This window comes from Mycobacterium sp. 050272, from assembly GCF_039023525.1.
In the GTDB taxonomy this organism is placed as follows: Bacteria; Actinomycetota; Actinomycetes; order Mycobacteriales; family Mycobacteriaceae; genus Mycobacterium.
On sequence record NZ_JBCHKV010000002.1, the window covers coordinates 233,218 to 259,122 of the forward strand.

Genomic DNA, 25,905 nt, shown 5'->3' on the forward strand with positions numbered 1-25,905 from the left:
GAATCTAGACCGTAAGACCCGGGTACAGCGGATTGGCGGCCAGCAATTCGGCGGCGGCAGCGTTGACCCGTTCGGCAGTGCCATCGGCCACCGAGTATTTGGCCTTGGAGCTGCCTTGCGGCGCCGTATTGGCCAGCACCTCGATCATCAGCTCGGCCACCCGGTCGAATTCGTCCGGACCGAAGCCGCGGGTGGTCAGCGCCGGGCTGCCGAGCCGGATCCCGCTGGTGTACCAGGCGCCGTTCGGGTCGGCCGGAATGGCGTTGCGGTTAGTCACCACGCCGGCGTCGAGCAGGGCCGACTCGGCCTGGCGCCCGGTCAGGCCGAACGAGGTGACGTCGAGCAGCACGACGTGGTTGTCGGTGCCCCCGGTGACCAGCCGGGCATCGCGCTTGAGGAAGCCGTCGGCCAGCGCCTGGGCGTTGTCGGCGACCCGCTGCGCGTAGGCCTGGAACGCGGGCTGCCGCGCCTCGGCCAGCGCGACGGCCTTGGCCGCCATCACATGCGACAGCGGCCCGCCCAGCACCATCGGGCAGCCCTTGTCGACGGCGTCGGCGTATTCGGGCTGGCAGAGGATGAGGCCGCCGCGGGGACCGCGCAATGACTTGTGGGTCGTCGTCGTGGTGACATGGGCGTGCGGCACCGGATCCTCGTCGCCGGTGAACACCTTGCCCGCGACCAGACCGGCGAAATGCGCCATGTCCACCATCAGGGTGGCGCCGACCTCGTCGGCGATCTCACGCATCGTCGCGAAATTGATCCGGCGCGGGTAGGCCGAGTAGCCCGCCACCAGGATCAGCGGCTTGAACTCCCGCGCGGCGGCCGCGACGGCGCCGTAGTCGATGAACCCGGTGTCGGGGTCGGTGCCGTAACTGCGCTGGTGAAACATCTTGCCGGAGATGTTGGGCCGGAAGCCGTGCGTGAGATGCCCGCCCGCATCCAGCGACATGCCCAGCAGCCGCTGGTTGCCCAACTTGGCGCGCAGCTTCTCCCAGTCCGCCTCCGACAAGTCGTTGACGTGCTTGACGCCGGCGTCGGCCAGACCCGGCGCCTCGACCCGGGTAGCCAGGATCGCCCAGTACGCAACGAGGTTGGCGTCGATGCCCGAGTGTGGCTGCACGTAGGCATGTGGCGCACCGAACAGCTCACGGGCGTGCTCGGCGGCGACGCTTTCCACGGTGTCGACGTTCTGACAACCCGCGTAGAACCGGTGCCCGATGGTGCCCTCGGCGTACTTGTCCGACAGCCAGGTCCCCATGGTCAGCAGCACCGCGGGCGACGCGTAGTTCTCGCTGGCGATCAGCTTCAGCGAATCACGTTGGTCAGCGAGCTCTTTGCGCGTCGCCGCGGCGATGCGAGGCTCGACGGACTCGACCACCTGCAGTGCGGCTCGGTAGGCGGCGGTCGCGGTGTCGGCGTATTCGGCGCCCGGTGACGTGGTGGAGATGGCGGTGTGGGTCGAGTCGGCTGACATGCGAACGAGACTAGTCGGCCGGTAACCCCTGCGTGGCCGGCGGTTGGCCCAGTACCCGTACGATCGGCGATCCACGCCGTTTACCAGCCCAGCCGTCTGGCGCGGGATCGTCCCTGCCACACTGGCACTATGCCCCGGCTGAGCGAGCCGAGCCCATATGTGGAGTTCGACCGAAAGCAGTGGCGTGCGTTGCGTATGTCGACGCCGCTGGCCCTCACTGAAGAGGAGCTTGTCGGTCTGCGTGGTCTCGGCGAGCAGATCGACCTCCTCGAGGTCGAAGAGGTGTATCTGCCGCTGGCCCGGCTCATCCACCTTCAGGTCGCGGCGCGGCAGCGATTGTTCGCTGCCACTGCGGAATTCCTCGGTGAGCCGCAGCAGAACCCGGACCGGCCGGTGCCGTTTATCATCGGCGTGGCCGGCAGCGTGGCGGTCGGGAAGTCGACGACCGCGCGTGTGCTGCAGGCGCTGCTGGCGCGCTGGGATCACCACCCGCGCGTCGACCTGGTGACCACCGACGGCTTCCTCTACCCAAATGCCGAGCTGGACCGGCGAAACCTGATGCACCGCAAGGGCTTTCCAGAAAGCTACAACCGCAGGGCGCTGATGCGGTTCGTCACCTCGGTCAAATCAGGCTCCGACTACGCGTGTGCGCCGGTGTACTCACACCTGCGCTACGACATCATCGCGGGGGCCAAACACGTGGTCCGCCATCCCGACATCCTGATCCTGGAGGGCCTCAACGTCTTGCAAACAGGTCCGACCCTGATGGTGTCGGACCTGTTCGACTTCTCGCTCTACGTGGACGCCCGGATCGAAGACATCGAACAGTGGTACGTCTCCCGGTTCTTGGCGATGCGCAGCACCGCCTTCGCCGATCCGGCATCGCACTTCCACCACTACTCGGCCCTCAACGACACCAAGGCGGTCGCCGCCGCCCGCGAGATCTGGCGCTCGATCAACCGGCCCAATCTGGTCGAGAACATTCTGCCTACCCGTCCCCGCGCAACCCTGGTGCTGCGCAAGGACGCCGACCATTCCATCAACCGGTTACGGCTGCGCAAGCTCTGACGCCTCCGAGAGTCCGCAAAGGAGCCGAAGCGGGGCGCTCGCCGGGGCCCTAGAAAAGCCCCGGGGCGCCCCGCATCGGCGGGACGGGGGTGCCTACGCGGGCAATCGACGCACCCCCAGGTATTGCAGCCAGGCAAAGGCCGCGGCGTAGACGCCGATGGCCAGCGTCGCGGCGACCCCGGTCGCGGTCATCGGCACCGCTTCGACGGCCACGACGCAGCCGAGAGCGACCACGATGTTCGCGACGACGACGCCGACGCCAGCTCCACGCAGGTCGGCCAGGCCGGTCAGGCCATACACCACCAGGGCGTACAGCACGAACAGGGCGCCGATGCCGTATTCCAGGTGGGAGCTCAGGTCTGCGATGAAGGCGATTGCCAGACCGCACAGTCCCGTCAAAGTGGCATCCGCACGCATCGCGAAACGCAATAACGAGTCGGTCGCGTCGTACAGGGGTCTGGTCGGCATACCGGTGATAGCGGACATTGACTTACTCCTCGCGGTGACGGTTGTGTCGAACTGGTTTGAGCGTCCCGCCGGAGCACTGCCATATCGACGCGTGGCACTGCCAACTCCTGCCACGGAAGAAATGACCAGGGATTACCGCCAGGTATTCCCGTGTTCGGCGGCGAATGTGGGGTCACACGGCGACCGCCTCGACGATGCTCAGCGGCGAGGCTGTCGCGACCACCCGCGTCAGCCGAAAGCCGACGCGGCTCAGCAGCCGACCGTATTGGGCGGCCGTGCGCTCGCGAGCGCCCGCCGCGATGTGCATCTCCAGATCCAGCCAGTTGCCCGGGAATTCACGGCCGTGCCGCGGAATCACGAATTCGAGGATCAAGACTTGCTTCCCAACCCCGGCGGCTTTGCGGATGTTGCTGAGAATCTGCACAGCCTCGTCATCGGGCCAGTCGTGGATGATGTGCTTGAGCAGGTAAGCGTCGCCACCGTCGGCAACGGCTTCGAAGAAGGAGCCTTCGACCAGCTTGACCCGGTCCGCGACACCGTGCGCCTCGAGTAAGGCCGGGGCGCCCGAAACCACGTGCGGCTGGTCGAACAGGATGCCCCGGGCTTGTGGTGTGGCGTTCAGGATCGCGGCGAGCAGCCGGCCATGTCCGCCGGCGACATCGACGATCGTCCCGAAACGACTGAAGTCGTAGCCCGCGACCACGGGCGGGATTTCAAGCTCGGAGAGATCGGTCATGGCGTCGTTGAAGATCGCGTCGAGTTCGGGCTCCCCCACGATGAATTCGAAGGCGGGCTTGCCGCGCAGTTCCGGGATGACTGCCCGGCCGGTGCGAATCGAGTCCGTGATGTGGCTCCAATGTTCGCGTTGCTGGGGCGATCCCACGAAGCGCGCGAATGCGCGCAGCGACCCGTCACTGTCGGTGCGCAGTGTGGCCGCAAGCGGGGTGAGGTCGTAGCGTCCATCACGGCGACGACGGAAAATGCCGCGTGAGATCAACGCCCGCAGCAGACGACTGACGGTGTCGGCATCCGCATTGACTGCTTCGGCCAACTCGTCGACGTTCAACGGCCGCTTGGCCAGCGCGTCGGCGATACCGAGCTCGGCCGCGGCGGTAATCGCTTGCGCGGCGCGGCCCAGGCATTCGTGATCATTTCCATCATCGCGGCCTGCGGCGGGACCATGCGCTGGTAGAGCTGACCGACATGATGCCGGACGAATTCAAGACCCCGCGCGAATTGCACGGGCGGAAGGGTTGGCGAAAGCATAAGTCCCCCTGGCAGACTCGGGATAAACGTGCGTGCCGGTCGGTCGCACACACCTCATTCGTTGCCAGTCCATCTGAAGATGGGGCACGTCGCCATTACAATCGGCGTTGTCATCCAGGAAACGCCGGCGGCTGTACAGATAGAGCGTCGAGCTAATCGCTGGGGACGGCGACCCGCCCGCGCAGATCAGCGGCGATGAGCCGGGCCGCGGCGTTTTGCCAATTGTGCAGCGAACGCTGCGGGACCTCGGTGACGAACCACTGCCAGGCCTGTCGCGCGGTCGGATCCAGGCCCGAGGCGGTGGCGTTCTGCGCGTAGGCGCGCACCCCGACGACGTACGGGAAATACAGCGAGTTGTAGTACCGCCACTCTTCGGTGGTCCCGAAATCGCCGCCGTCGCGCGGCTTCAACCGCGAAATGCCATCGGCCAGCACGGCCTTGAGCTCGTTGGCGCGCTCGACCGGATGATCGGGTGCGCCGCGGGCGGCCAGCCGCTCATCGATCACCGGCAGCGCCGTCAGCGGGCTCGCGACCAGCTTGCTCAAATCGCCGTAGTGCCCCAGGGCGCGGCGGGTGAGCCTGACGAACGTGACGTCGTCGACGTCTGCGAGCGGATGCTCCTGGCGCAGCGGCAGCGCCGCTCCGGTATGCCGCAGCGCGGCCCGATCTGCCCGCAGCGCAGGCGATTTCGAGAACGCCAGCCGGTCGAGCACCCCGGCCAGCGGGTCGGCGAGCACTTGCACGGTGATCGCCACCGCCACGCTGGTGAACAGCAGCACCGTCAGGGCGGTCTGCGCGGCGGGGTCGTCGCGGGTCACCGCCAGCCCGATCAGCGCCTGGCCGCCGAACAGCGCCGCCACCGCCACCGAACCGGCGAACGAGCGGAGCATGTCGGCACGCAATGCCTGGCCCTCGTCGAACGCGTCCCACAGGGCGACGGCGATCCCGAGCCCAAGGACGTCGCAGCTCGTCGACGCCAGCGCAACCCAGCTGGGCACCAGGCCCAGCGGAATGATCAGAATGGCGTTGCCCAGCGCGAAGAACAGCGTCGCGGTGATGGCGAGCCCGACGGCCGGCCGCGGCCGTCGGGGCCGGCGCAGCGCGACAACCATCGCGCCCAGGGTCGACACCGAGATCACCGCGAACATCAGCCAGTGCCCCGGCCGCAGCGGCCCGTCGACGCTGCCGGCCAGCATCGCCCCGCACAGGGTCAGCGCGGCGACCCCGGCCACCAGCAGCAGCTCGCGGGTGCGAGCCCGCCAGCCGTCGCTGGGCCGGGACAGCTCGACGAGCACCGCGAACCACGCCACGCCGGGCACGGTCGCCAGGTAGATCTCGACGCGGCTGAGCAGCTGTGCGTACGCGGGGCTGGCGGTCCGCACCGCGTCCAGCGCCACGACGAGCGCGAACCCGCAAAGCCCGATCGCTGCCAATGCCAGGACGGGTTTGCGCGGATCACGGGCCGCCAGATACAGGCCCAGCCAGGCGCTCAGCGTGAACACCACCGCCGACAGCGCAGCCATCTCCCCAGTGTGGCATGCCGGCGACCTGCGGCTTAAGACCTACTTGCCGTACCGGCGATTGCGCAGACTGTAATCGCGCAGCGCACGCAGGAAGTCGACCCGACGAAACGCCGGCCAGTGCGTTTCGCAGAACCACATCTCCGAATAGGCGCTCTGCCATAGCAGAAATCCGGACAGCCGTTGCTCGCCCGAGGTGCGGATCACCAGATCGGGGTCGGGCTGCCCGGAGGTGTAGAGGTTTTCGGAGATGGCGTCGACCGTCACCGCCTCGACGAGCTCCTCGGCCGTGGCGCCATTGGCGAGTTTCTTGCTCAACAACGCGCGCACCGCGCCGACGATCTCCTGCCGACCGCCGTAGCCGACGGCCACATTGACGTGGAACGGCGCGACGCTGGGCGTCGACTCGACCGCGTCGCGCAACCGGCGGGCCGGCTCGTCGCCAAGCAGTTCCAGGTCGCCGACCGTGCGCACGCTCCACCGGTTGGCCGGCGCGCAGATCTCCTCGACGACGTCGGTGATGACTTCGATCAGCCCGGCCAGCTCATCGGGATCGCGTTGCAGGTTTTCGGTGGACAGCAGATAGACCGTGGTCATCTCGACGCCGGCTTCCTGGCACCATCGCAGCATCTCGGCGATCTTGGCCGCGCCCATCCGGTAGCCGTAGCTGACGTCGTCGTATCCCGCGTCGCGCGCCCATCGGCGGTTGCCGTCGCACAGCACGGCGATGTGCCGCGGTAGCTCGGATTTCGAGCCGGCCAGTTCCTGCTTCAGCCGCAGCTCGTACACCCGATACAACGGCTCTTTGAGCCGCGGCGGAATGATCTCCACGAGGATCCACCCTACTGTGAGCGGCAACCGATTCCGGAGCGGAATTTCCGGCGATCTCGGCGCAAGTCACAGATCGCCTTCCCGCCGCGAACGCTAACGTTGACCGGTATGAGGACCGAGACCAGCACGGCCACCCAGCCGGAGCCCGAATCGCAGGGACTCGCGGCCAACGCCGCGCAGCAGCTCGTCGACGGCGTCACCCGAGCACTGACCAAGCCACGGTTCCGCGGCTGGATCCACGTCTATTCCGCGGGCACCGCCGTCTTCGCGGGCGCATCGCTGGTCGCGGTGTCCTGGGCGGTGGGCTCCACCCGGGCCGGCCTGGCGACCCTGCTCTATACCTTCGCCACCATCATCATGTTCACCGTCAGCGCGACCTATCACCGCGTGCACTGGAAGTCGGCCACCGCCACGAAGTGGATGAAACGGGCCGACCATTCGATGATCTTCGTGTTCATCGCCGGTAGCTATACGCCGTTCGCGTTGCTGGCGCTCTCGCCGCACGACGGGCACGTGGTGCTCTGGATCGTGTGGGGCGGCGCGGCCGCCGGGATCCTGCTGAAGATGCTGTGGCCGTCGGCGCCCCGCTGGGTCGGGGTGCCGCTCTACATCCTGCTCGGCTGGGTGGCGGTCTGGTACACCGGCGAGATCCTGCATAACGCCGGGGTGGCCGCGATGGTGCTGCTGTTCGTCGGCGGCGCCTTGTACAGCATCGGCGGCATTCTCTACGCGCTGCGCTGGCCCGACCCGTGGCCGTCGACGTTCGGATACCACGAGTTCTTCCACGCCTGCACCGCGGTAGCGGCGATCTGCCACTACATCGCGATGTGGTTCGTGGTGTTCTGAGCCATCCAGCGAGACTGCAACTAGCGACGGCCATCCAGGGCGGCGGCCAGGTCGGCCGACCGGGTCACCGGCAGATCGCAGAGCCGGCCGCGGCACACGTAGGCGGCGTCGGCGCCGCGCACCCGGTCCCGGCCGACCAACAGCGCCGACGAGTCCATCTTTCCGCCCATCACGATCGCCCCGCCGGGTGCGAGCCGGCGGGCGTCGGTCAGCAGGGGTGACCGCGGCGAGTGGCACGCGATCGCGATCTGCAGCGGGCCCCGGACCGCGGCTTCGGCCACCGAAATCCAATGCCCGGCCGACCGCGGGGCCTTGGCCAGCAGTACCGAGTGCGCGGCCAGCGCCTCGGTCGCCGCTCGCAGGTAGCGCGGCGCGTCGACACTGCCGACCAGATGTGCCGCGGTCAGCAGCGCCTCGGTGATCGCCGAGGCGCCCGACGGGGTTGCTCCGTCCAGCGGGTCGGCCGGGCGCAGCATCAGCTGCTCGGCGTCGTCGGCGGTGTCATACCAGCGGCCGGGGCGCTGCGGATCGGCGAAATGCGCCAGCGCCGTGTCGAGCAACTCGCACGCCGCCGTCAGCCAGACGTCCTCGACGGTCAGCTGATACAGCGCCAGCAGCCCGGTGGCCAGCATCGCGTGGTCCTCCAAGATGGCCGCGCTCTCGCCGACGGCCCCGCCGAGGCTGGCCCGTCGCAGCCGGCCGCCGACCACATGCAGATCCAGCAACGCCGTCGCGCACCGCCGCGCCGCCCGGACCAACTCGGGTTCGCCCAGGGCCACGCTGGCCTCGGCCAGCGCGGTGATCGCCAGGCCGTTCCACGACGTGACGACCTTATCGTCGCGACCGGGCTGGGGTCGGGTGCGCCGGGCGGCCAGCAGCGCGGCCCGCACACGTTCGGCGCGCTGTGGATCGTCGGGATCACCGGGCAACTGCAGCACCGACGTGCCGTGTTCGAAAGTCCCGGACTCGGTGACCGCGAAAACCTCAGCGGCCCAAGGGCCGTCGTCGGGACCGAGCACCTCGATCAACTGCTGCGGCGTCCAGACGTAGGTGGACCCCTCGCGGCCGTCGGCGTCGGCGTCCAGCGAGGAGGTGAACATGTCGCCGTCGGCCAATTCGTCGAGCATGAATCGCGCGGTCTGCGCGGTGACCCTGCGGGCCAACGGATCGCCGGTGCGCCGGGCCCAGTGCGCGTAGGCGCGCAACAACAGCGCATTGTCGTACAGCATCTTCTCGAAATGCGGTACCACCCAAGCGTTGTCGACGCTGTAGCGGGCAAATCCCCCGGCCAATTGGTCGTAGATGCCGCCGCGCGCCATCGCATTGCCGGTGCGTTCGACGGCTTCGGCCGCCGACGACGATCCGGTGCGCTCGTAATTGCGCAGCAGCGCTTCCAGAACCGCCGACGGCGGGAACTTCGGCGCGCCGCCGAACCCGCCGTGCGCCGTGTCCTGCTCGCCCAGCACCGCCGCGACCGCGCGATCACACAGTGCCGGGTCGACGTCCGGGCCTTCAGAGGGCAACCCGGACGACATTCTGCGTAACTCACCGGCGATGTGGTCGGATGCCTCCTCGACCTCGCCGCGGCGTTGCCGCCAGGTCTCGGTGACGGCCGAAAGAAGTTGAAGAAAACCGTCTTTCGGGTAGTAGGTGCCGCAGAAGAAGGGCCGTCCGTCCGGGGTCAGGAAACACGTCATCGGCCAGCCGCCGTGCCCGGTGAGCGCGACGGTCGCGTTCATGTAGACCGCATCGATGTCCGGCCGTTCCTCGCGGTCGACCTTGACGCACACGAAGTCCGCGTTCATCGCCGCCGCCACCTGGTCGTCCTCGAACGATTCGTGGGCCATCACATGACACCAGTGACACGCGGCGTAGCCGATCGACAGCAGGATCGGCACATCGCGTTGCGCGGCGTTTTCCATCGCCTCGGCAGTCCACTGCTGCCAGTGCACCGGGTTGTCGGCGTGTTGACGCAAATACGGGCTGGTAGCCAGCCCGAGAGTATTGGTGGACGACGGTTCAGCCGGGCTCATCGCCGGGTCCTGACACCGACCCGTTCGCCGGCCCGGTGGCCTCGTCACGGGGTGGCTCGACCGTGTCGGTGCCCTCGTCGGCCGCCTGATCGGGCTCGGGATGCCTGGGGTCGAACGACTCGGGCACCTTCTTGAGTTGCTTGTTCATCGAACGCAACAGAAACAAGGTGGCGATCAACAGCAGCACGACGACCAGCAACCCGATCGGGCTGGCCTTGCCGAAGTCGGGCCCGGTGTGCTGGGGTGTCCCGTCAGCGATCACCGTGAGCAAAAGGTGTCTCACGAGTGATGCTCGATTCCGCTGAACAGATCGTCCTCAGGCAAACGGATGGGCACCCGCGAGCGCGCCAACTCGAATTCCTCCGTCGGCCACAGGCGCTGCTGCCAGGCGATCGGGGCGGCGAAGAAGTCTGCCTTCGGGTCGATCTGGGTGGCATGCGCGCGCAGCGCGTCGTCGCGCTGGCTGAAATATTCCGAGCATTGCACCCGTGTGGTCACCCGGGACTCGAACGGATCGTGCTCGGGTTTCCAGTGCTCGAGCCACTTCTGGAACGGGGGTTCGTGACCGTGCTTGATCGCCTCGTCGTGCAGCAGCTGCATCCGCTGTCGCACGAAGCCGTGGACGTAGTAGAGCTTGGACACCGCCCAGGGCTCACCGGCGTCCGGGAACCGGGCATGATCGCCGGCCGCTTCGTAGGCGCCGACCGAAACCTGATGGCAGGCAATGTGATCCGGATGCGGGTAGCCGCCGTTTTCGTCGTACGTGGTGATTACGTGTGGACGGAACTCGCGGACGACGCGCACCAGCGCCTCGACGGACTCCTCCAACGGCACCAGCGCGAAGCAGCCGTCGGGCAGCGGCGGCGGCGGATCACCCTTGGGCAGACCGGAGTCGACGAAGCCGAGCCAGGTGTGCTCGACGCCGAGGATCTCGGCGGCCTTGGCCATCTCGTCGCGGCGAATCTCGGCGATGTGCTCCTGCACGTCGGGCAGGTCCATCGCCGGGTTGAGGATCTCGCCGCGCTCGCCACCGGTCAACGTCACAACCAGCACGCGATGACCCTGGTCGGCATACCGGGCGAGTGTGGCCGCACCCTTGCTGGATTCGTCGTCGGGGTGTGCGTGCACCGCCATCAACCGCAGTTCGCTCACGTGTCCCCTTGTCGGTCCGCTGGTCTCCCCTCGAGCCTATAAGGACCCTATGATTCCAGTTTCCCGATGTTGCATGCTGTCGGCCGTCCTCCGGCAGCACATAAGCCCACCCATGAAACAGCCATGACCCAGACTTCCATTCCGCGCCCCGAGGCCCGCTACGGGCGCGCGCGCCTGTCTGCGGTCTCGCGGCGCCGGGTGGCGATCGCGCTGGGTGTGCTGGTTCTCGCGGCCGGCATCGGCATCGCGGTCGTCGGCTACCAACGGCTTGCAACCAGCGATGTCTCGGGTTCGCTGGCCGGTTACCAGGTGGTCGACCACGAAACGGCGTCGGTCACGATCAGCGTGACGCGATCTGATCCGTCGCGGCCAGTGGACTGCATCGTGCGGGTCCGTGCGAAAGACGGCAGCGAGACGGGCCGGCGCGAGGTACTGGTCGGGCCATCCGCGCAGACCACCGTGCAAGTCACGACGACGGTGAAATCCTCACAACCACCAGCGATGGCGGACATTTACGGATGCGGCACCGACGTGCCGGGCTACCTGCGCGCAGCCTGACCGGACACAAAGGCGAAGCTCAAATGACGTCATCGGCTGTTTCCACGGTGGTAACATGGATGAATGCACGGTTCCTCCCGGGACCGTGTATTGCTGCATTAGCGGCCGTGAGCACAACGGCACGGCAGCACGGGGCGGGAAACAGACACTCCGTTTACCGGAGTTCAGAAGCTCACGCGGTTACGCGGAGAAATACGACGAGGAGCACGACACGATGACGGACACTCAGGTGACCTGGCTGACCCAGGAATCACATGACCGGCTGAAGGCTGAGCTCGATCAGCTGATCGCGAATCGTCCCGTCATCGCCGCGGAAATCAACGACCGCCGCGAGGAAGGCGATCTGCGGGAGAACGGCGGCTACCACGCTGCCCGCGAAGAGCAGGGTCAGCAGGAGGCGCGCATTCGCCAGCTCCAGGACCTGCTCAACAACGCCAAGGTCGGCGAGGCGCCCAAGCAGTCCGGTATCGCGCTGCCGGGTTCGGTGGTCAAGGTCTACTACGACGGCGACAAGTCCGACACCGAGACCTTCCTGATCGCCACCCGCCAGGAGGGCGTCAAGGACGGCAAGCTCGAGGTGTACTCACCCAAGTCGCCCTTGGGTGAGGCCCTGATCGATGCCAAGGTCGGCGAGACGCGCAGCTACACCGTGCCCAACGGCAACACCGTCAAGGTCACGCTGGTGAGCGCCGAGCCGTACCACGACTGATTCCGCTGCGAACTAGCCGAGGGCTTGTTCGAGGTCGGCCAGCAGGTCGCTGACATCTTCGATTCCCACCGACAGCCGAACCAGGTCATCGGGAACTTCCAATTGCGAGCCGGCCGTCGAGGCGTGCGTCATCGCGCTCGGGTGCTCGATCAGCGACTCGACCCCACCCAATGACTCGGCCAGGATGAACACTTCGGTGGCGGCACAGAGCTTTTCGGCCGCCGCCCGGCCGCCGCGCATGCGCACCGACACCATGCCGCCGAAACATGACATCTGCCGCGCGGCGACGTCGTGCCCGGGATGGGTGGGCAGGCCCGGATAGAGCACCGCGCTCACCGACGGCTGCCCGGCGAGGAATTCCGCTACGGCCAAAGCGTTTTCGCTATGCCGCTGCATCCGCAGCACCAACGTCTTGAGGCCGCGCATCGTCAGGTAGGCGTCGAACGGGCCCGGCACCGCGCCGGCCCCGTTCTGCAGAAAGCCGAAGGCGTCGTCGAGCGTTTTATCGTTGGTGACCAATGCGCCACCCACCACATCGGAGTGGCCCCCGATGTACTTGGTCGTCGAGTGCAGCACAACATCGGCGCCCAGCGCCAACGCCTGCTGCAACGCCGGCGATGCAAAAGTGCTGTCCACCAACACTTTTGCCGAATTCTGCTTGCCGATGTCGACAATGGCCGCGATGTCAGCGATGGACAGCAGCGGATTCGTCGGTGTCTCCACCCAGATCAGCCGGGTCTGCGGCGTGATCGCGGCCGCCACGGCGTCGAGGTCGGACAGCGCCGCCGGCGTGTACCCGACGTTCCACTGCGTGAAGACCTTGTCGATCAAGCGGAATGTGCCGCCGTAGGCGTCATTTGGGATGACCAGATGATCGCCGGGCCGTAGCATGGCGCGCAGGGCACAGTCAGTGGCGGCCATGCCGGAGCTGAACGCCCGTCCGAAGGCGCCGCCTTCGACGGCCGCCAGCGAGGCTTCCAGCGCGGCCCGGGTCGGGTTGCCGGTGCGCGCGTATTCGAACCCGCCGCGCAGCCCGCCGACGCCGTCCTGGGCGAACGTGCTGCTGGCGTAGATCGGAGCGTTCACTGCCCCGGTCGCGGGATCCGGGCGGTAGCCGGCGTGGATGGCCTTGGTGGCCAGTCCCTTGATTGCGTGGTGTCCGTTCGGGTTTTCGCTCATCGCCGTTCAGCCTAATGAGCGCCACGGGTTGCGCCGAGTGCGGTGATGCGAATCTGGTGCCGGGTAGTCGGCGTTCATTGCACTGCGCCAACCGCTCGGAGAGTAACCGCCGACGGTCGACACCTGGCAGCTGGTGATCAACACCGTCACGACGATCATCACGCTCCTGCTGGTGGCGTTGCTGCAGAACACCCAGTCACGCAGCGATCGCGCGTTGCAGCACCAGCTCAACGCGATGGCCGACGCGCTGTGGGATCTGATGGGCGAATTGGGCGAAGAGCATCCCCGCCTGCGGCGTCACCGCGACGAGTTGGCCGATGCGGTCGGCCTGGAACCGCGGATGGGCTCGGCCTGAACCGTCAGATTGGCAGCACCACGGTCGTCAGGATCTTGTCGGCGATGGTCTGCCGCTTGGCGTCCCAGAGCGGAAACAGGAATCCGATGAAGCAGATGACAGCGTCGACGAAGTGGGCGAGGTCACGCACGACGGACATCCCGAAGCCGATCGGCGCTCCGGTCGTCTCGCTGACCACTTTGATCTTCATCACGGTCTTGCCCAGACTCGAGCCGGTGGTGCCCTGGCGGTAGCCGCGGTTCCAGAGCCAGTACGCCAGGCCCGCCAGCGTCGCCAACCATTGCGCCAGCTGGCCGATCGTCGAGGGCTGGCTTACGCAGTACTGGCTGACGTCGTACTGGGTGATGTCGGTGACGCAGGACGACTGCTGGGTGGCGTACATGATCCCGGTGCCGATGCCCTGCACGATCGCGTACGGCAGGTAGTCGATCAGCAGCGCCAGCACCCGGGTGATCCACGGTGTGTACGAGTCCGTCGGCAACGCCCGGATCGCCGGTCCGGGCGGCGGCGGGGCGTATCCACCGCCAGACGGCGCAGGGGGTGGCGGGTAACCGCCGCCGGGCGGCGGTGGCGGTGGCGGAAAGGAACCACCCTGAGCGGAAGGAGCGGGCTCGTACCCGCCAGAGGCCGGTTCATAGCCACCGGGTGGTTCAGGCGGCGAAGAGGGCGGCGGCTGATCGGTCATGGTGCAACCTTCCACTGCGGGTTAGCTGAACTAGCCGCATTACAGTACCTGAGAAGCCACCTGTCGCGGAGGCTGCGGACACGTGCCGTTAACGCCGCCCTGCCGGTACCCGGGGTCCGTCCGACAGAAAGCCCAACAGGTCGTATCGGGTGATGACTCCGACGGGTTTGCCCTCCTCGACGACCATCAGCGCATCCCAGTCGCGCAGCGCCTTTCCGGCGGCGCTGACCAGCTCGCCGGCACCGATGATCGGCAACGGCGGGCTCATGTGCTGGGAGACGGCGTCGGCCAATTTGGCGCGGCCCTCGAAGACGGCCGAAAGCAGCTCGCGCTCCGAGACACTGCCGGCGACCTCACCGGCCATCACCGGGGGCTCGGCGCCGACCACGGGCATCTGGGACACCCCGTACTCGCGCAGAATGCCGATGGCGTCACGCACCGTCTCGGTCGGGTGGGTGTGGACCAGGTCCGGCAGCGCACCCGACTTTCCGCGCAGCACGTCGCCGACGGTTGGCTGTTCCGTCGAGCCGTCGAGGCGGGTGCGCAGGAAGCCGTACGACGACATCCACGCGTCGTTGAAGATCTTCGACATGTAGCCTCGGCCGCCGTCCGGAAGCAACACGACGACGAGTGCATCGGGCCCGGCTTCCTCGGCCACCTTCGCCGCGGCCACCACGGCCATCCCGCACGAGCCGCCGACCAGCATCGCTTCTTCCCGGGCCAGCCGCCTGGTCATGTCGAACGAGTCGGAGTCGGATACGGCGATGATCTGGTCGGGCACCGTCGGGTCATACGCGGCGGGCCAGAAATCCTCTCCGACGCCTTCCACCAGATAGGGCCGGCCGGTGCCGCCCGAATACACCGATCCTTCGGGGTCCGCGCCGATGATGCGCACCGCGCCGCCCGACACCTCCTTGAGGTAGCGGCCCGCGCCGGTGATCGTCCCGCCGGTGCCGATGCCGGCGACGAAGTGGGTGACCTTTCCGTCGGTGTCGGCCCACACCTCGGGACCGGTGGTCGCGTAGTGGCTGGCGGGGCCCTGCGGGTTGGCGTATTGGTCGGGCTTCCAGGCGCCGTCGATCTCGCGGACCAGCCGGTCGGAGACGCTGTAGTAGCTGTCCGGGTGCTCCGGCGGCACCGCCGTCGGGCACACCACGACCTCCGCGCCATACGCGATCAGCACGTTGCGCTTGTCCTCGCTGACCTTGTCGGGGCAGACGAACACGCACTTGTAGCCGCGGTGCTGGGCCACCAGCGCCAGCCCGACACCGGTGTTGCCCGAGGTGGGTTCGACGATTGTGCCGCCCGGCTTGAGCAGACCGGCGGACTCGGCGGCGTCGATCATCTTCACCGCGATGCGGTCCTTGGAGCTACCGCCGGGGTTGAGGTACTCGACCTTTGCCGCAACCGTGCCAGCACCGGCGGGGATGACGGAGTTCAGGCGAACCAGTGGCGTACCGCCGATGATGTCACTGATGTGCTGCGCAATTCGCATGCGCTTATCGTCTCAGGCGATTTCTGGCCGCGCACACCCGCTCTCGGTGCGATAGGTGTCCGGGCCGGCCGTGCGGATCCGAACGGCTAGCCGGTGGCTTCGCGGATGTACTCCCCGATTTGGCGCAGCGAACGAACGGCCTCGGGCACCAGCGGGGCCGCCAGCTGGAAATCGTGAACCTGGCCGGGCCAGACCCGTACCTCGGCCGGTACCCCGGCGGCCGCAAGCCGGCTCGCCGCTAACCGCGCGTCGTGCAGCAGCACCTCGGACCCCGACACGTGGATCAGCGTGCGCGGAAGGCCGGGCTTGATGTGGTCGAGGGGTTCGTAGATCGCCTCGGCCTTGCCGTCGACGATGTTCTTCCTCGCCGCGCTAGCAACCAATTCGACGAGCGCGTCGAATGCCTTGGCGCCGAACATCGCATCGGTCTTGATATTGGGATGCGTTTGCTTGTATTCCTTTGCCAATTGCAGCAGTGGCGAGATCGCTACCAGCGCCGCCGGCTCCTCGCCTTCCTCCTGCAGCCGTTGCGCCAGCGTCAGCGCGAGGTAGCCGCCAGCGGAGTCGCCAGCGAGAACGATCTGATCGGGCTGGAAGCCGCGCCGCCGCAACCAGCGGTAGCCATCGTGACAGTCCCGCACCGCCATACCGATCGAATGCTTGGGCAACAGGCGGTAGTTGACCACCAGAACGGGCGAGTCAGCAAACTTCGAGATCGCTTCGACCACCCGACCATGAGAGTTTGCTCCACAGGTCAAGAACGCGCCACCGTGGAAGTAGAGCACCACCCGCCGGGTGCCGTCCGCGGGCAGCACTCCTGGAGCGCGGACCAATTGTGCCGACGCATTTGGCAACTTCACGGTGTTTCGCACGGTGGCCGACACCGGCAGCAACGCCCGGGCCGCAAGGTCGATCAGACCCCAGGGCCAAGGCAGGGTGGGAGCGTAGCTGCCGGCCGCCAGGATCGGCCGAATCGTCACGCGTGAGGCCAGCGTGGCTACCCGGCCCTGGACGCTGGGGCCGGATTCCAGAACTTCTACCGGTGCGCCGTCGCTGATAGCGAATTTGCGCGCCTCGGCCCGGCGCGACTTCAGCAGGTCACGAAGATGGGCGGCGTTCCGGGGTGCACCGGAAACCTTGCTGGGTGCGGTCATGCTCGACACTCCTACGCCGTTGTAGTGCGATACAGCATGTGACGAGCAAGCCGAGCGCCCGGTTCAAATCGTGCGCTGGGTCGTTCAGCCAACCCGTTAAACTTAGCTTCGCAGGCATTTCTTAAAGGAACGTTTGAAGAGTCTGATTTGATACCACATCTGATTCACAACGTGACCGCTTTGTTTGTCGGCCGTCCGCGCAAACACGACAGCCGATCTAAAATGATCCCGTGACCGTGAGGGTGCCACGTCTTTCGACAATCGCCCTGGCCACGGCGGGCGCAGTCGCCTCGACAGGTACGGCCTATCTGGGCGCGCGAAACCTGCTGGTCGGCCAGGCGACGCACGCGCGCACGGTGATCCCCCGGGCCTGGGACATCCCACCGCGCGCCGACGGCGTGTACAGCCCGGGCGGCGGGCCGGTGGAACGGTGGCAGCGTGGCATGTCAGCGGACATGCACCTGATGATCTTCGGCGACTCGACCGCCACCGGATACGGTTGCGCGAGCGCCGAAGAAGTGCCGGGTGTGCTGATCGCACGCGGCCTCGCCGAGCAGACCGGTAAGCGTATTCGGTTGAGCACCAAGGCCATTGTCGGTGCGACCTCGAAGGGCGTCAGCGGGCAGGTCGACGCGATGTTCGTCGCCGGGTCACCGCCGGACGCGGCCGTGATGATGATCGGCGCCAACGACGTCACCGCCCTGAACGGGATCAGCCAGTCCGCGCGACGGCTGGGCCGGACCGTGCGCAAGCTGAGTTCGCGTGGCGCGGTGGTGGTAGTCGGCACCTGCCCGGATCTTGGCGTGATCTCCGCGATCCCCCAGCCGCTGCGATCGCTGGCGCACGCGCGAACCCGACAGCTCGCCCGCGCACAGACCGCGTCGGTGCGATCCGCCGGCGGGGTGCCGGTGCCGCTGGCTCACCTGCTGGCTCCCCAATTCCGGGCTACTCCCGAACTGATGTTCTCCGCCGACGGCTTCCACCCCTCGCCGACCGCGTACGCCCTGGCCGCCGCGCAGTTGCTGGTCGCGCTCTGCGATGCGCTGGGCCAGGAGATCGAGGGCCCGGTGCTCAACTTGGCGGCACGCGCCGAGACACCCATGGTCAGCGGCGGCCACACTCCGCTGAGCGCGATGTCGCGGCTGTGGCGGCGCCCGTCGCCCAGCGAGGCCGCCCCGTCGTCGAACTGACGAATCGGCACCGACTAGATTTGCCTTAGCCCGTCGGGTTGGGTGTGCCAACCGTTTTCACGCGAGCGAAGCATCTTGGAGGGAACTGTCATGCCCGAAGCCGTCATCGTCTCCGCCGTTCGCTCGCCGATCGGGCGGGCCATGAAGGGATCGCTGGTCAACATGCGGCCCGACGACCTGGCCGCCCAGATGGTGCGTGCCGCCCTCGACAAGGTCCCCGCGCTCAACCCGCATCAGATCGACGACCTGATCCTGGGCTGCGGCCAGCCCGGCGGTGAGTCCGGATTCAACCTGGCGCGCGTGGTTGCCGTCGAACTGGGCTACGACTTCCTGCCCGGCACCACCGTCAACCGGTATTGCTCGTCGTCCTTGCAGACCAGCCGGATGGCGTTCCACGCGATCAAGGCCGGCGAGGGCGACGTGTTCATCTCCGCGGGCGTGGAGACAGTGTCCCGCTTCGCCAAGGGCAGCGCCGACTCGTGGCCGGACACCAAGAACGCGCTGTTCAGCGAGGCGCAAGAGCGTTCCGCGGCCGCCGCCAACGGCGCCGACGAGTGGCACGACCCACGCGCCGATGACAACCTGCCCGACGTCTACATCGCGATGGGGCAGACGGCGGAAAACGTCGCACTGCTGACCGGCGTGAGCCGCGAGGACCAGGACCACTGGGGCGTGCGCAGCCAGAACCGCGCCGAGGAGGCGATCAAGAGCGGGTTCTTCGAGCGGGAGATCTCGCCGGTGACTCTGCCCGACGGCACCACGGTGAGCACCGACGATGGTCCGCGGCCGGGCACCACCTACGAGAAGATCAGCGAGCTCAAGCCGGTGTTCCGGCCCAACGGCACGGTGACGGCGGGCAACGCTTGTCCGCTGAACGACGGCGCGGCGGCGCTGGTGATCATGAGCGACACCAAAGCCAAGGAGCTGGGCCTGACCCCGCTGGCCCGCATCGTGTCGACCGGCGTCAGCGGTCTGTCGCCGGAAATCATGGGGCTGGGCCCCATCGAGGCGTCCAAGAAGGCGCTGGCTCGGGCCGGCATGTCGATCAACGACATCGACCTCTACGAGATCAACGAGGCCTTCGCGGTGCAGGTGCTGGGCTCGGCCCGGGAGCTGGGTATGGACGAGGACAAACTGAATGTCTCCGGCGGCGCGATCGCGCTCGGCCATCCTTTCGGCATGACCGGCGCCCGGATCGCCGCCACGCTGATCAACAACCTGCAGACCTACGACAAGACGTTCGGCCTGGAGACCATGTGCGTTGGCGGTGGCCAGGGCATGGCGATGATCATCGAGCGGCTCAGCTAGCTCGTTGCCGACTGTCGAGTGTGCGTCCTGGGCGTTGAGTGTGCGCCCAGGGCGGCGAGTGTGCGTCCTGGGGCGGCGACACGCCGGGCAAGCCGCCGCCAGCGCACACTCAACGCCATAGCCGCACATTGAGGGCGGCGAGCAGTGGGCCCGAGCGCGGCGAGCAGTGGGTCCAGCGCAGCAAAAAGCCGGCCCGCCCGAAGGCAAGCCGGCTTTCTGCGCGCGAGAAGCTAATCGTTCTGCAGATAACTGAGCAGGCGCAGGATCTCCAGGTACAGCCAGACCAGCGTCACGGTCAGGCCGAGCGCGATGCCCCACGCCGCCTTCTCGGGAGCTCCGGCGCGGATCATCTGGTCGGCCGCGTCGAAGTCGATCAGGAAGCTGAACGCGGCGATGCCGATCACGACCAGCGAGAACAGGATCGCTAGCGGTCCACCGCTGCGCAGACCCAGACCCGCTCCGCCACCAACACCGAACATGCCGAGCACCAGGTTGCCGATCATCAGGGCCAGCGCACCGAACATCGCGCCGACCACCCAGCGGGTGAATTTCGGAGTCACCCGGATGGCGCCGGTCTTGTAAACGACGAGCATGCCGAAGAACACCCCGAAGGTGCCCAGGACCGCCTCACCGATCAGCGCGCCCGCGTTGACGTGCGACACCTGGAAATTGGCGAAGACGAACGAGACAGCACCGAGGAACAGGCCCTCGAGGACGGCGTAGCTGAGCACGATCCCCGGGTTGTCCTGCTTGCGGCCGAACGTCGCGATCATCACGAGCACGAAACCGCCCAGCGCGCCGATCAAGGTCAGCGGCATCGCCAGGGCGAGGTTGTTGGCCACCAGGAAGTAGGAGACGATCGCCGAGACGGTCAGCACGCCGAGCGTGATGCCGGTCTTGGTGACGACGTCGTCGATGGTCACCGGCCGGGTGGCCTTGGCCTCCTGGTACGGGGCCGTGTAGGGGTCGGCTTGGTAGTACCCCTGCTGCATCTGGGCCGCGCCAGTGCCGAATTGCGCATATCCGCCGCTCTGCTTGGGCAGCGAACGAAATACCGGGTTGCTGGTCTCCCGCACCGTCGGATCCTCTCTTAAGACTGTGGCTTCGCGTCGTGCGAACACTTGCTCAACGATCAGTCGCCGTCCCAGGTTCCCAGCGGAACTGGTGTTTTTAGGGTATATCCGGGCTCGGTGCCTGTCGCCAAGCTCAAACATAATCCTTACCCGCGGGCATCGCGTCGCTTGTCACGATCTAGATTGCTGGTCAAGGCCCGGTAGTCATCGCGGCGACACCCTGGGCACAGATTGCGACCCGGAAACGTAACTGAGAGGCTGCCCAGTGACCGAAGGCGCGACCGAGCAATCCGACGAGATTCTGGCCCGCGTCGACAATGGCGTCGGCCTGATCACGCTCAACCGCCCCAAGGCAATCAACTCGCTCAATCAGACGATGGTCGACGTGTTGAGCCCCCTGCTGACGCGCTGGGAAAACGACGATGCGGTGCGCGCGGTGGTCCTGTCCGGTGCCGGCGAACGCGGGCTGTGCGCCGGCGGCGACGTCGTCGCGGTCTACCACAGCGCCCGCAAGGACGGCGTCGAGGTGCGGAAATTCTGGCGCGACGAGTATCTGCTGAACGGTCAGATCGGCCGGTTCGCCAAGCCATACGTGTCGTTGATGGACGGCATCGTGATGGGCGGCGGGGTCGGCGTCAGCGCCCACGGCAGCGTTCGCGTGGTCACCGAAACCTCAAAGGTGGCAATGCCGGAGGTAGGCATCGGGTTCATCCCCGACGTCGGCGGGGCGTTTCTGCTGTCCCGGGCGCCCGGGGCCCTCGGCCTGTACGCCGCGCTGACCGGCGCCCCGTTTTCCGGAGCCGACGCGATCGCACTGGGCTTCGCCGATCACTACGTCCCGCACGACCAACTCGAGGCGTTTCGCCAGGCGATCGTCGACGACAGCATCGAGAGTGCACTGGCCGCTCACGCCATCGAGCCGCCACCGAGTGAGCTTGTCGCGCAACGTCATTGGATCGACGAATGTTTTGCCGGCGATACCGTGGCGGACATCCTCGCGGCGCTGCGCCGTCATGACGGCGAGCCGGCGCAAGACGCCGCGAAGCTGATCGGCACCCGGTCCCCCATCGCGGTGTCGGTGACACTGGAGGCGGTGCGCCGGGCGGCGAAAATGGAAACGCTGGAAGATGTTCTGATCCAGGACTATCGAGTGTCGTCGGCCTCGGCACACTCACACGATCTGGTGGAAGGCATTCGGGCGCAGATCATCGACAAGGATCGCAATCCGAAGTGGTCGCCGCCGGACTTCGCCGCGGTCTGCGCGGCCGACATCGAAGCGTATTTCGCGCCGGTCGATGACGACTTGACTTTCTAGAAAGGCGATTTGGATGAGCGAGACAACGTACGAATCCATCATGGTCGAGCGTGACGAGCGGGTCGGGACCATCACGCTGAACCGGCCGAAGGCGCTCAACGCGCTCAACAGCCAGGTGATGAACGAAGTCACCAGCGCGGCAACAGCATTCGACAACGATCCGGGCATCGGCGCGATCATCATCACCGGCGCGGGCGGCAAGGCCTTCGCGGCGGGTGCCGACATCAAGGAAATGGCGGGACTGAGCTTCGCCGACGCGTTCGGCTCGGACTTCTTCGCCACCTGGGGCAAGCTGTCTGCCGTGCGCACGCCGACGATCGCCGCGGTGGCCGGATACGCGCTCGGCGGCGGCTGCGAGCTGGCGATGATGTGCGATCTGCTGATCGCGGCCGATAACGCGAAATTCGGTCAGCCCGAGATCAAACTGGGTGTGCTGCCGGGCATGGGTGGTTCGCAGCGTCTCACCCGCGCGATCGGCAAGGCCAAGGCGATGGACCTGATCCTGACCGGTCGCACCATCGGCGCCGAAGAAGCCGAACGCGGCGGTCTGGTGTCGCGGGTGGTGCCGGCCGACGACCTGATGAACGAGGCCAAGGCCGTCGCCACCACGATTTCGCAGATGTCGCTGTCGGCGTCACGGATGGCCAAGGAAGCCGTCAACCGTGCCTTCGAGTCCACCCTGGCGGAGGGACTTCTCTACGAACGCAGGCTGTTCCACTCCACCTTCGCGACCCACGACCAGTCCGAGGGCATGGCGGCATTCGTCGAGAAGCGGGATCCCAACTTCACGCATCGCTAAGATGCTCTCGTGAGCGAGTCAGGTTCTGCGACCGCAGCCGACGACGGATCGACGGCCGGCGCAGACAAACTGGCGGTCCCGCGAGACGCCGCGGCGACGAGCGTCGCCACCGAACCCGAACCCGAACCCGAACCCGAACCCGCAGCCGAGCCGGAAAGCACCGACGAGCTGGCGGACATCGCGACCAAGCCGTTTTGGGTGCGCCACTACACCTTTACCGGCACCGCGGTCGGTCTTATCTTCATCTGGTTCTCGCTGACACCGTCGCTGCTGCCCCGCGGCGCTATTTTTCAGGCGTTGGTCAGCGGCTTCTCCGGCGCCATCGGTTATGGACTGGGCGTCTTTTCGGTCTGGCTGGTGCGCTACATGCGCACCAAGAACTACAGCCCGCCGGCACCGCGCTGGGCATGGAAGGTGTTGATCCCGGTCGCGGTGGTGGGCCAGGTGCTGATGGCGATCCGGTTCCACGTATGGCAGGACGACGTGCGCGATCTGATGGGTGTTGCGCACCTGCATTGGTACGACTACCCGGTCGCCGCGGTCCTGTCCATCATCGTGCTGTTCACCGTCGTCGAAATCGGCCAGGCCATCCGCGTGCTGGTCAGTTTCCTTGTGGGACAACTGGACCGGATCGCACCGTTTCGCCTCTCGGTGACCATTGTGGTGGCCTTGCTCGTGACGTTGACGATCACCCTGCTCAACGGCGTCGTGCTCAAGTCCGCGATGCGCACCATGAACAACACGTTCGCCACGACCAACAATGAGATGAGTCCCGAGACCGCGGCGCCGAAAAGTCCGCTGCGATCGGGCGGGCCGCAATCGCTGGTGTCGTGGGAGTCGTTGGGCCGCGAGGGCCGCATCTTCGTCGAGGGCGGTCCCAAACTCGACGAACTGACCAGCTTCAACGGCGCCCCGGCCACCGAACCGATCCGCGCCTACGCCGGTCTGAATTCCGCCGATGGCATCACCGCGACCGCTGAGCTGGCGGCACGTGAACTGCAACGTGAAGGCGGCTTACAGCGCGAGATCGTCGCGGTCGCAACGACTACCGGCACCGGCTGGATCAACGAAGCCGAAGCCTCGGCACTGGAGTACATGTACAACGGCAACTCCGCGATCGTCAGCATGCAGTACTCGTTCTTGCCGAGCTGGCTGTCGTTTCTGGTGGACAAGGAGAATGCCCGGCACGCCGGCCAGGCATTGTTCGAGGCCGTAGACAGACTGATCCGGCAGCTGCCCGAGGGACACCGCCCCAAGCTCGTGGTCTTCGGTGAAAGCCTGGGCTCGTTCGGCGGTGAGGCGCCGTTCATGAGCCTCAACAACGTCCTGGCCCGCACCGACGGCGCGCTGTTCAGCGGCCCGACGTTCAACAACACCATCTGGACAGACCTGACCGCCACCCGTGACGCCGGCTCGCCGCAGTGGCTGCCCATTTACAACGACGGCCACAACGTCCGATTCGTCGCTCGCCCAGGCAATCTGGACCGTCCCAAGGATCCGTGGGACGCACCGCGGGTGGTGTATTTGCAGCATGCGTCCGACCCGATCGCGTGGTGGACTCCGGATCTGTTGTTCAGCGAACCGGATTGGCTACGCGAAGGGCGCGGCTATGACGTGCTGCCGCAGACACGGTGGATCCCGGTGGTGACTTTCCTGCAAGTGTCGGCGGATATGGCCGTCGCCGTGGACGTGCCCGACGGCCACGGCCACCGCTACGTCGCCGACGTCGCCAACGGCTGGGCAGCGGTGTTGTCACCGCCCGGGTGGACGCCGGAGAAGACCGAGCGGCTGCGACCGCTGTTGCACGCCAACGATTAGAGCCAGCGGCGAGCGGGCGCCCCGGCGTTCGCCAGCACTTCGGGACTGACCGGATCGCCGGCCAATTCGGCGAGCACACCGGCGCCGGCCAGCGCGTGATAGCCACCGACGACGTCGGTGGCCCGGTGCAGGCCGATGTCGAGCAGCGCGGCCACCGCCAGGCTGGAGGTGTAGCCCTCCGAACACAGGATCACCCACTCGACGTCGTCGCCGACGGCCTCGGGCAGGCGGGCGTCACTGGTCGGGTCGCAACGCCATTCCAGGACATTGCGTTCGATCACCAGCGCGCCGGGAACCTCACCCTCGCGGAATCGCTGCGCCTGCGGCCGGATGTCGACGAGCACCGCCCCGCGCCGCAGTGCATCGGGCACCTCGGCGGCCCCCAGCCGCCGAAAACGGCGTCGGGCGGATCTCAAGACCACGTCGATACGGCTCATTGCGTCCCCTCCGGTTGGTCGGTCAGTTCGGTGCGCTGGCGGCGCAACCTGCTGTTCTTGGTGACCTCGTAGTACGACATCGCGCTCAGCGGCGGCGAGTACGCGTGCACGCTCAGCGTCGGTGCCACCGGTCGCTGGATTCCGGTGCCGGCCGCCGACAGCGGGCGCGCGACCGGCCTGGGCGCCCACACCACGTCGTGCACCCAGCCCAGTGGAAAGCCGGCCTGATCACCGGCATCGAGCCGGCGTCGCCGTAAATTCGTTCCGTCCCAACGGAATTCGTTGAGCGACCCGGACACGACAGTCAGCGCTCCCAGTGACCCACCGTGATCGTGCAGTTCGGTGGGGTGGCCGGGAACCCAGCTGATCAGCCAGACGTCGAGTTCGTCGTCGCCGTGGATGCGGGTGAACCAGCGCCGCGAGTCCGGTACGCCGCCGTCGGGCAGCAGGTGATCGCAACGGCCGCTGAGCACATCGTCGGCGGCTCGATCGGTGGCATGCAGCAGGTCGGGAACCCGCAACCGCGTCGGCCCGGCGGAGGGCGACGCGACGGCCGGTGGGCGCAACGCAACAGAACTGGCGACAGACACAGACATTGGAGAACTCCACAAGGGATCGGATTGGGCAAGGGCGGCGCGTTAAGGCCGACAACACTCGCAAAATCCGAAGCGCTCCATCACGGCCGCCAGTGTTGCATAGATTGGGGCGGTGTGGTCGTGCAGTCACCGCCCCCGGCGATGGGGCGCACTCGTCGTCGCGACCGGTTTGATCGGCGTGCTTTCGGTCACCGGGTGCTCGTCGGGCGGTGCCCCCGCGGGCAGGGTCACGTCGTCGGCTCCGCCGTCGTCGGCCGGCCCACCGGGCCCGACTTCGGCGCCACCGGGGGTGGTCGGCCTGTCCCCCGCCGGGGTGACCACCAAGGTCGATGTCCCCGCGGAGTCGACCGAAGAGGAGTACTACCAGGCCTGTCATGCCGCAAAAGTGTGGATGGACGCGCGGCCCAAGACCGGGGAATCTCAGTTCGAGCCCTATCTGGCGATGCTTCAGAGCGCCCCGGCAGCCACCGCGGGCAGCTGGAACACCAGGTGGGTGGACTTGACGCCGGCCCGGCAGGCCGCGGTGATCACCGCCGCGCGGGCGGCTGCCGCCGACGAATGCGGCTAGCGGCCCGG

Annotated in this window: 25 protein-coding genes and 1 pseudogene; 11 read left to right on the forward strand and 15 right to left on the reverse strand. The window is 67.1% G+C overall.

Translation table 11 applies throughout. The features are described from left to right. Positions 1 to 4: 4 nt before the first annotated feature. Entirely contained in the window at positions 5 to 1,474 is a 1,470-nt protein-coding gene (locus AAHS21_RS05870; protein ID WP_342926762.1) for a glycine hydroxymethyltransferase, read from the reverse strand. A gap of 129 nt (positions 1,475 to 1,603) precedes the next feature. Between AAHS21_RS05870 and coaA the strand changes: the two genes are divergently transcribed. Continuing rightward, positions 1,604 to 2,542, forward strand: a complete 939-nt coding sequence (coaA, locus tag AAHS21_RS05875) for a type I pantothenate kinase (protein ID WP_036471193.1) — start codon at positions 1,604 to 1,606, stop codon at positions 2,540 to 2,542. A gap of 93 nt (positions 2,543 to 2,635) precedes the next feature. Here coaA and AAHS21_RS05880 read toward each other — a convergent pair whose 3' ends face one another. The 4 genes from AAHS21_RS05880 to AAHS21_RS05895 all read right to left on the reverse strand — a co-directional run bounded on the left by AAHS21_RS05880 (position 2,636) and on the right by AAHS21_RS05895 (position 6,627). Next, the gene (locus tag AAHS21_RS05880) at positions 2,636 to 3,028 is read right to left on the reverse strand and encodes a hypothetical protein (protein WP_342926763.1); all 393 of its coding nucleotides are present in this window, start codon (positions 3,026 to 3,028) and stop codon (positions 2,636 to 2,638) included. A 154-nt stretch (positions 3,029 to 3,182) separates the two neighbouring features. Next, the gene (locus tag AAHS21_RS05885) at positions 3,183 to 4,229 is read right to left on the reverse strand and encodes a methyltransferase (RefSeq protein WP_342927097.1); all 1,047 of its coding nucleotides are present in this window, start codon (positions 4,227 to 4,229) and stop codon (positions 3,183 to 3,185) included. 199 nt (positions 4,230 to 4,428) lie between these two features. After that, positions 4,429 to 5,799, reverse strand: coding sequence for a hypothetical protein (locus AAHS21_RS05890; RefSeq protein WP_342926764.1), 1,371 nt, complete (start codon positions 5,797 to 5,799; stop codon positions 4,429 to 4,431). Between the two features lie 39 nt (positions 5,800 to 5,838). Continuing rightward, a complete protein-coding gene (locus tag AAHS21_RS05895) occupies positions 5,839 to 6,627 on the reverse strand; it encodes an isoprenyl transferase (protein ID WP_342926765.1) in 789 nt (262 codons plus the stop codon). Between the two features lie 108 nt (positions 6,628 to 6,735). Between AAHS21_RS05895 and AAHS21_RS05900 the strand changes: the two genes are divergently transcribed. Continuing rightward, positions 6,736 to 7,473, forward strand: coding sequence for a hemolysin III family protein (locus AAHS21_RS05900; RefSeq protein WP_342926766.1), 738 nt, complete (start codon positions 6,736 to 6,738; stop codon positions 7,471 to 7,473). 20 nt (positions 7,474 to 7,493) lie between these two features. Here AAHS21_RS05900 and AAHS21_RS05905 read toward each other — a convergent pair whose 3' ends face one another. From AAHS21_RS05905 to mca, 3 genes are read right to left on the reverse strand one after another with little or no spacing between them, the layout of a single operon-like run. Beyond that, positions 7,494 to 9,506, reverse strand: a complete 2,013-nt coding sequence (locus AAHS21_RS05905; RefSeq protein ID WP_342926767.1) for a thioredoxin domain-containing protein — start codon at positions 9,504 to 9,506, stop codon at positions 7,494 to 7,496. Further along, entirely contained in the window at positions 9,493 to 9,789 is a 297-nt protein-coding gene (locus tag AAHS21_RS05910; protein ID WP_342926768.1) for a hypothetical protein, read from the reverse strand. Before AAHS21_RS05910 ends, AAHS21_RS05905 begins: the two co-directional genes overlap by 14 nt. After that, positions 9,786 to 10,658: a mycothiol conjugate amidase Mca gene (mca, locus tag AAHS21_RS05915; protein ID WP_342926769.1), complete on the reverse strand. Its 873-nt coding sequence runs from the start codon at positions 10,656 to 10,658 to the stop codon at positions 9,786 to 9,788. Before mca ends, AAHS21_RS05910 begins: the two co-directional genes overlap by 4 nt. A 123-nt stretch (positions 10,659 to 10,781) precedes the next feature. Between mca and AAHS21_RS05920 the strand changes: the two genes are divergently transcribed. Next, positions 10,782 to 11,216: a DUF4307 domain-containing protein gene (locus AAHS21_RS05920; protein ID WP_342926770.1), complete on the forward strand. Its 435-nt coding sequence runs from the start codon at positions 10,782 to 10,784 to the stop codon at positions 11,214 to 11,216. Positions 11,217 to 11,430: 214 nt separating this feature from the next. Beyond that, positions 11,431 to 11,925: a transcription elongation factor GreA gene (gene greA, locus AAHS21_RS05925; RefSeq protein ID WP_096289794.1), complete on the forward strand. Its 495-nt coding sequence runs from the start codon at positions 11,431 to 11,433 to the stop codon at positions 11,923 to 11,925. 12 nt (positions 11,926 to 11,937) lie between these two features. Here greA and AAHS21_RS05930 read toward each other — a convergent pair whose 3' ends face one another. Continuing rightward, on the reverse strand, positions 11,938 to 13,104 hold the full coding sequence (locus AAHS21_RS05930) for a cystathionine gamma-synthase (protein WP_342926771.1): 1,167 nt from the start codon (positions 13,102 to 13,104) through the stop codon (positions 11,938 to 11,940). A 115-nt stretch (positions 13,105 to 13,219) separates the two neighbouring features. On the opposite strand from AAHS21_RS05930, the pseudogene AAHS21_RS05935 reads away from it, so the two are divergent. Then, positions 13,220 to 13,459: pseudogene (locus tag AAHS21_RS05935) on the forward strand (low affinity iron permease family protein); the annotation flags it as partial. A gap of 4 nt (positions 13,460 to 13,463) precedes the next feature. Here AAHS21_RS05935 and AAHS21_RS05940 read toward each other — a convergent pair. The 3 genes from AAHS21_RS05940 to AAHS21_RS05950 form a co-directional block, all read right to left on the reverse strand. Beyond that, positions 13,464 to 14,144 (reverse strand): RDD family protein, encoded by a 681-nt coding sequence (locus tag AAHS21_RS05940; RefSeq protein WP_342926772.1) that lies wholly within the window; start codon positions 14,142 to 14,144, stop codon positions 13,464 to 13,466. Positions 14,145 to 14,232: 88 nt separating this feature from the next. After that, the gene (locus AAHS21_RS05945; RefSeq protein WP_342926773.1) at positions 14,233 to 15,639 is read right to left on the reverse strand and encodes a cystathionine beta-synthase; all 1,407 of its coding nucleotides are present in this window, start codon (positions 15,637 to 15,639) and stop codon (positions 14,233 to 14,235) included. Positions 15,640 to 15,725: 86 nt separating this feature from the next. Continuing rightward, the gene (locus AAHS21_RS05950) at positions 15,726 to 16,793 is read right to left on the reverse strand and encodes an alpha/beta hydrolase (protein WP_342926774.1); all 1,068 of its coding nucleotides are present in this window, start codon (positions 16,791 to 16,793) and stop codon (positions 15,726 to 15,728) included. Between the two features lie 242 nt (positions 16,794 to 17,035). Here AAHS21_RS05950 and AAHS21_RS05955 point away from each other — a divergent pair, with 242 nt between their 5' ends. Together AAHS21_RS05955 and AAHS21_RS05960 are read left to right on the forward strand one after the other, a co-directional pair. After that, the gene (locus AAHS21_RS05955; protein ID WP_342927098.1) at positions 17,036 to 17,983 is read left to right on the forward strand and encodes an SGNH/GDSL hydrolase family protein; all 948 of its coding nucleotides are present in this window, start codon (positions 17,036 to 17,038) and stop codon (positions 17,981 to 17,983) included. A gap of 90 nt (positions 17,984 to 18,073) precedes the next feature. Further along, entirely contained in the window at positions 18,074 to 19,291 is a 1,218-nt protein-coding gene (locus AAHS21_RS05960; protein ID WP_342926775.1) for an acetyl-CoA C-acetyltransferase, read from the forward strand. A gap of 230 nt (positions 19,292 to 19,521) precedes the next feature. On the opposite strand, the gene AAHS21_RS05965 is transcribed toward AAHS21_RS05960, so the two are convergent. Then, positions 19,522 to 20,367: a Bax inhibitor-1/YccA family protein gene (locus AAHS21_RS05965; protein WP_342926776.1), complete on the reverse strand. Its 846-nt coding sequence runs from the start codon at positions 20,365 to 20,367 to the stop codon at positions 19,522 to 19,524. 262 nt (positions 20,368 to 20,629) lie between these two features. Here AAHS21_RS05965 and AAHS21_RS05970 point away from each other — a divergent pair, with 262 nt between their 5' ends. The 3 genes from AAHS21_RS05970 to AAHS21_RS05980 all read left to right on the forward strand — a co-directional run bounded on the left by AAHS21_RS05970 (position 20,630) and on the right by AAHS21_RS05980 (position 24,296). Further along, positions 20,630 to 21,679: an enoyl-CoA hydratase/isomerase family protein gene (locus AAHS21_RS05970; protein WP_342926777.1), complete on the forward strand. Its 1,050-nt coding sequence runs from the start codon at positions 20,630 to 20,632 to the stop codon at positions 21,677 to 21,679. Between the two features lie 13 nt (positions 21,680 to 21,692). After that, positions 21,693 to 22,478 (forward strand): enoyl-CoA hydratase, encoded by a 786-nt coding sequence (locus tag AAHS21_RS05975; RefSeq protein WP_342926778.1) that lies wholly within the window; start codon positions 21,693 to 21,695, stop codon positions 22,476 to 22,478. A gap of 168 nt (positions 22,479 to 22,646) precedes the next feature. Continuing rightward, positions 22,647 to 24,296: an alpha/beta-hydrolase family protein gene (locus tag AAHS21_RS05980; RefSeq protein ID WP_342927099.1), complete on the forward strand. Its 1,650-nt coding sequence runs from the start codon at positions 22,647 to 22,649 to the stop codon at positions 24,294 to 24,296. Here AAHS21_RS05980 and AAHS21_RS05985 read toward each other — a convergent pair. Next, a complete protein-coding gene (locus tag AAHS21_RS05985) occupies positions 24,293 to 24,733 on the reverse strand; it encodes a rhodanese-like domain-containing protein (RefSeq protein ID WP_342926779.1) in 441 nt (146 codons plus the stop codon). The two genes, AAHS21_RS05980 and AAHS21_RS05985, sit on opposite strands and share 4 nt — an antisense overlap. Continuing rightward, the gene (locus AAHS21_RS05990; protein WP_096289804.1) at positions 24,730 to 25,329 is read right to left on the reverse strand and encodes a cysteine dioxygenase family protein; all 600 of its coding nucleotides are present in this window, start codon (positions 25,327 to 25,329) and stop codon (positions 24,730 to 24,732) included. The genes AAHS21_RS05985 and AAHS21_RS05990 overlap by 4 nt, the downstream gene beginning before the upstream one ends. 169 nt (positions 25,330 to 25,498) lie before the next feature. Between AAHS21_RS05990 and AAHS21_RS05995 the strand changes: the two genes are divergently transcribed. After that, positions 25,499 to 25,897, forward strand: coding sequence for a lipoprotein LpqV (locus AAHS21_RS05995; RefSeq protein WP_342927100.1), 399 nt, complete (start codon positions 25,499 to 25,501; stop codon positions 25,895 to 25,897). Positions 25,898 to 25,905: the final 8 nt, after the last annotated feature.

What these genes read in the sequence shown, in the direction of transcription:
- AAHS21_RS05870 (WP_342926762.1), bottom strand. Translation starts at nt 1,474, where the DNA reads ATGTCAGCCGACTCGACCCACACCGCCATCTCCACCACGTCACCGGGC.
- coaA (WP_036471193.1), top strand. Translation starts at nt 1,604, where the DNA reads ATGCCCCGGCTGAGCGAGCCGAGCCCATATGTGGAGTTCGACCGAAAG.
- AAHS21_RS05880 (WP_342926763.1), bottom strand. Translation starts at nt 3,028, where the DNA reads ATGTCCGCTATCACCGGTATGCCGACCAGACCCCTGTACGACGCGACC.
- AAHS21_RS05890 (WP_342926764.1), bottom strand. Translation starts at nt 5,799, where the DNA reads ATGGCTGCGCTGTCGGCGGTGGTGTTCACGCTGAGCGCCTGGCTGGGC.
- AAHS21_RS05900 (WP_342926766.1), top strand. Translation starts at nt 6,736, where the DNA reads ATGAGGACCGAGACCAGCACGGCCACCCAGCCGGAGCCCGAATCGCAG.
- AAHS21_RS05905 (WP_342926767.1), bottom strand. Translation starts at nt 9,506, where the DNA reads ATGAGCCCGGCTGAACCGTCGTCCACCAATACTCTCGGGCTGGCTACC.
- AAHS21_RS05920 (WP_342926770.1), top strand. Translation starts at nt 10,782, where the DNA reads ATGACCCAGACTTCCATTCCGCGCCCCGAGGCCCGCTACGGGCGCGCG.
- greA (WP_096289794.1), top strand. Translation starts at nt 11,431, where the DNA reads ATGACGGACACTCAGGTGACCTGGCTGACCCAGGAATCACATGACCGG.
- AAHS21_RS05930 (WP_342926771.1), bottom strand. Translation starts at nt 13,104, where the DNA reads ATGAGCGAAAACCCGAACGGACACCACGCAATCAAGGGACTGGCCACC.
- AAHS21_RS05940 (WP_342926772.1), bottom strand. Translation starts at nt 14,144, where the DNA reads ATGACCGATCAGCCGCCGCCCTCTTCGCCGCCTGAACCACCCGGTGGC.
- AAHS21_RS05945 (WP_342926773.1), bottom strand. Translation starts at nt 15,639, where the DNA reads ATGCGAATTGCGCAGCACATCAGTGACATCATCGGCGGTACGCCACTG.
- AAHS21_RS05950 (WP_342926774.1), bottom strand. Translation starts at nt 16,793, where the DNA reads ATGACCGCACCCAGCAAGGTTTCCGGTGCACCCCGGAACGCCGCCCAT.
- AAHS21_RS05960 (WP_342926775.1), top strand. Translation starts at nt 18,074, where the DNA reads ATGCCCGAAGCCGTCATCGTCTCCGCCGTTCGCTCGCCGATCGGGCGG.
- AAHS21_RS05975 (WP_342926778.1), top strand. Translation starts at nt 21,693, where the DNA reads ATGAGCGAGACAACGTACGAATCCATCATGGTCGAGCGTGACGAGCGG.
- AAHS21_RS05985 (WP_342926779.1), bottom strand. Translation starts at nt 24,733, where the DNA reads ATGAGCCGTATCGACGTGGTCTTGAGATCCGCCCGACGCCGTTTTCGG.
- AAHS21_RS05990 (WP_096289804.1), bottom strand. Translation starts at nt 25,329, where the DNA reads ATGTCTGTGTCTGTCGCCAGTTCTGTTGCGTTGCGCCCACCGGCCGTC.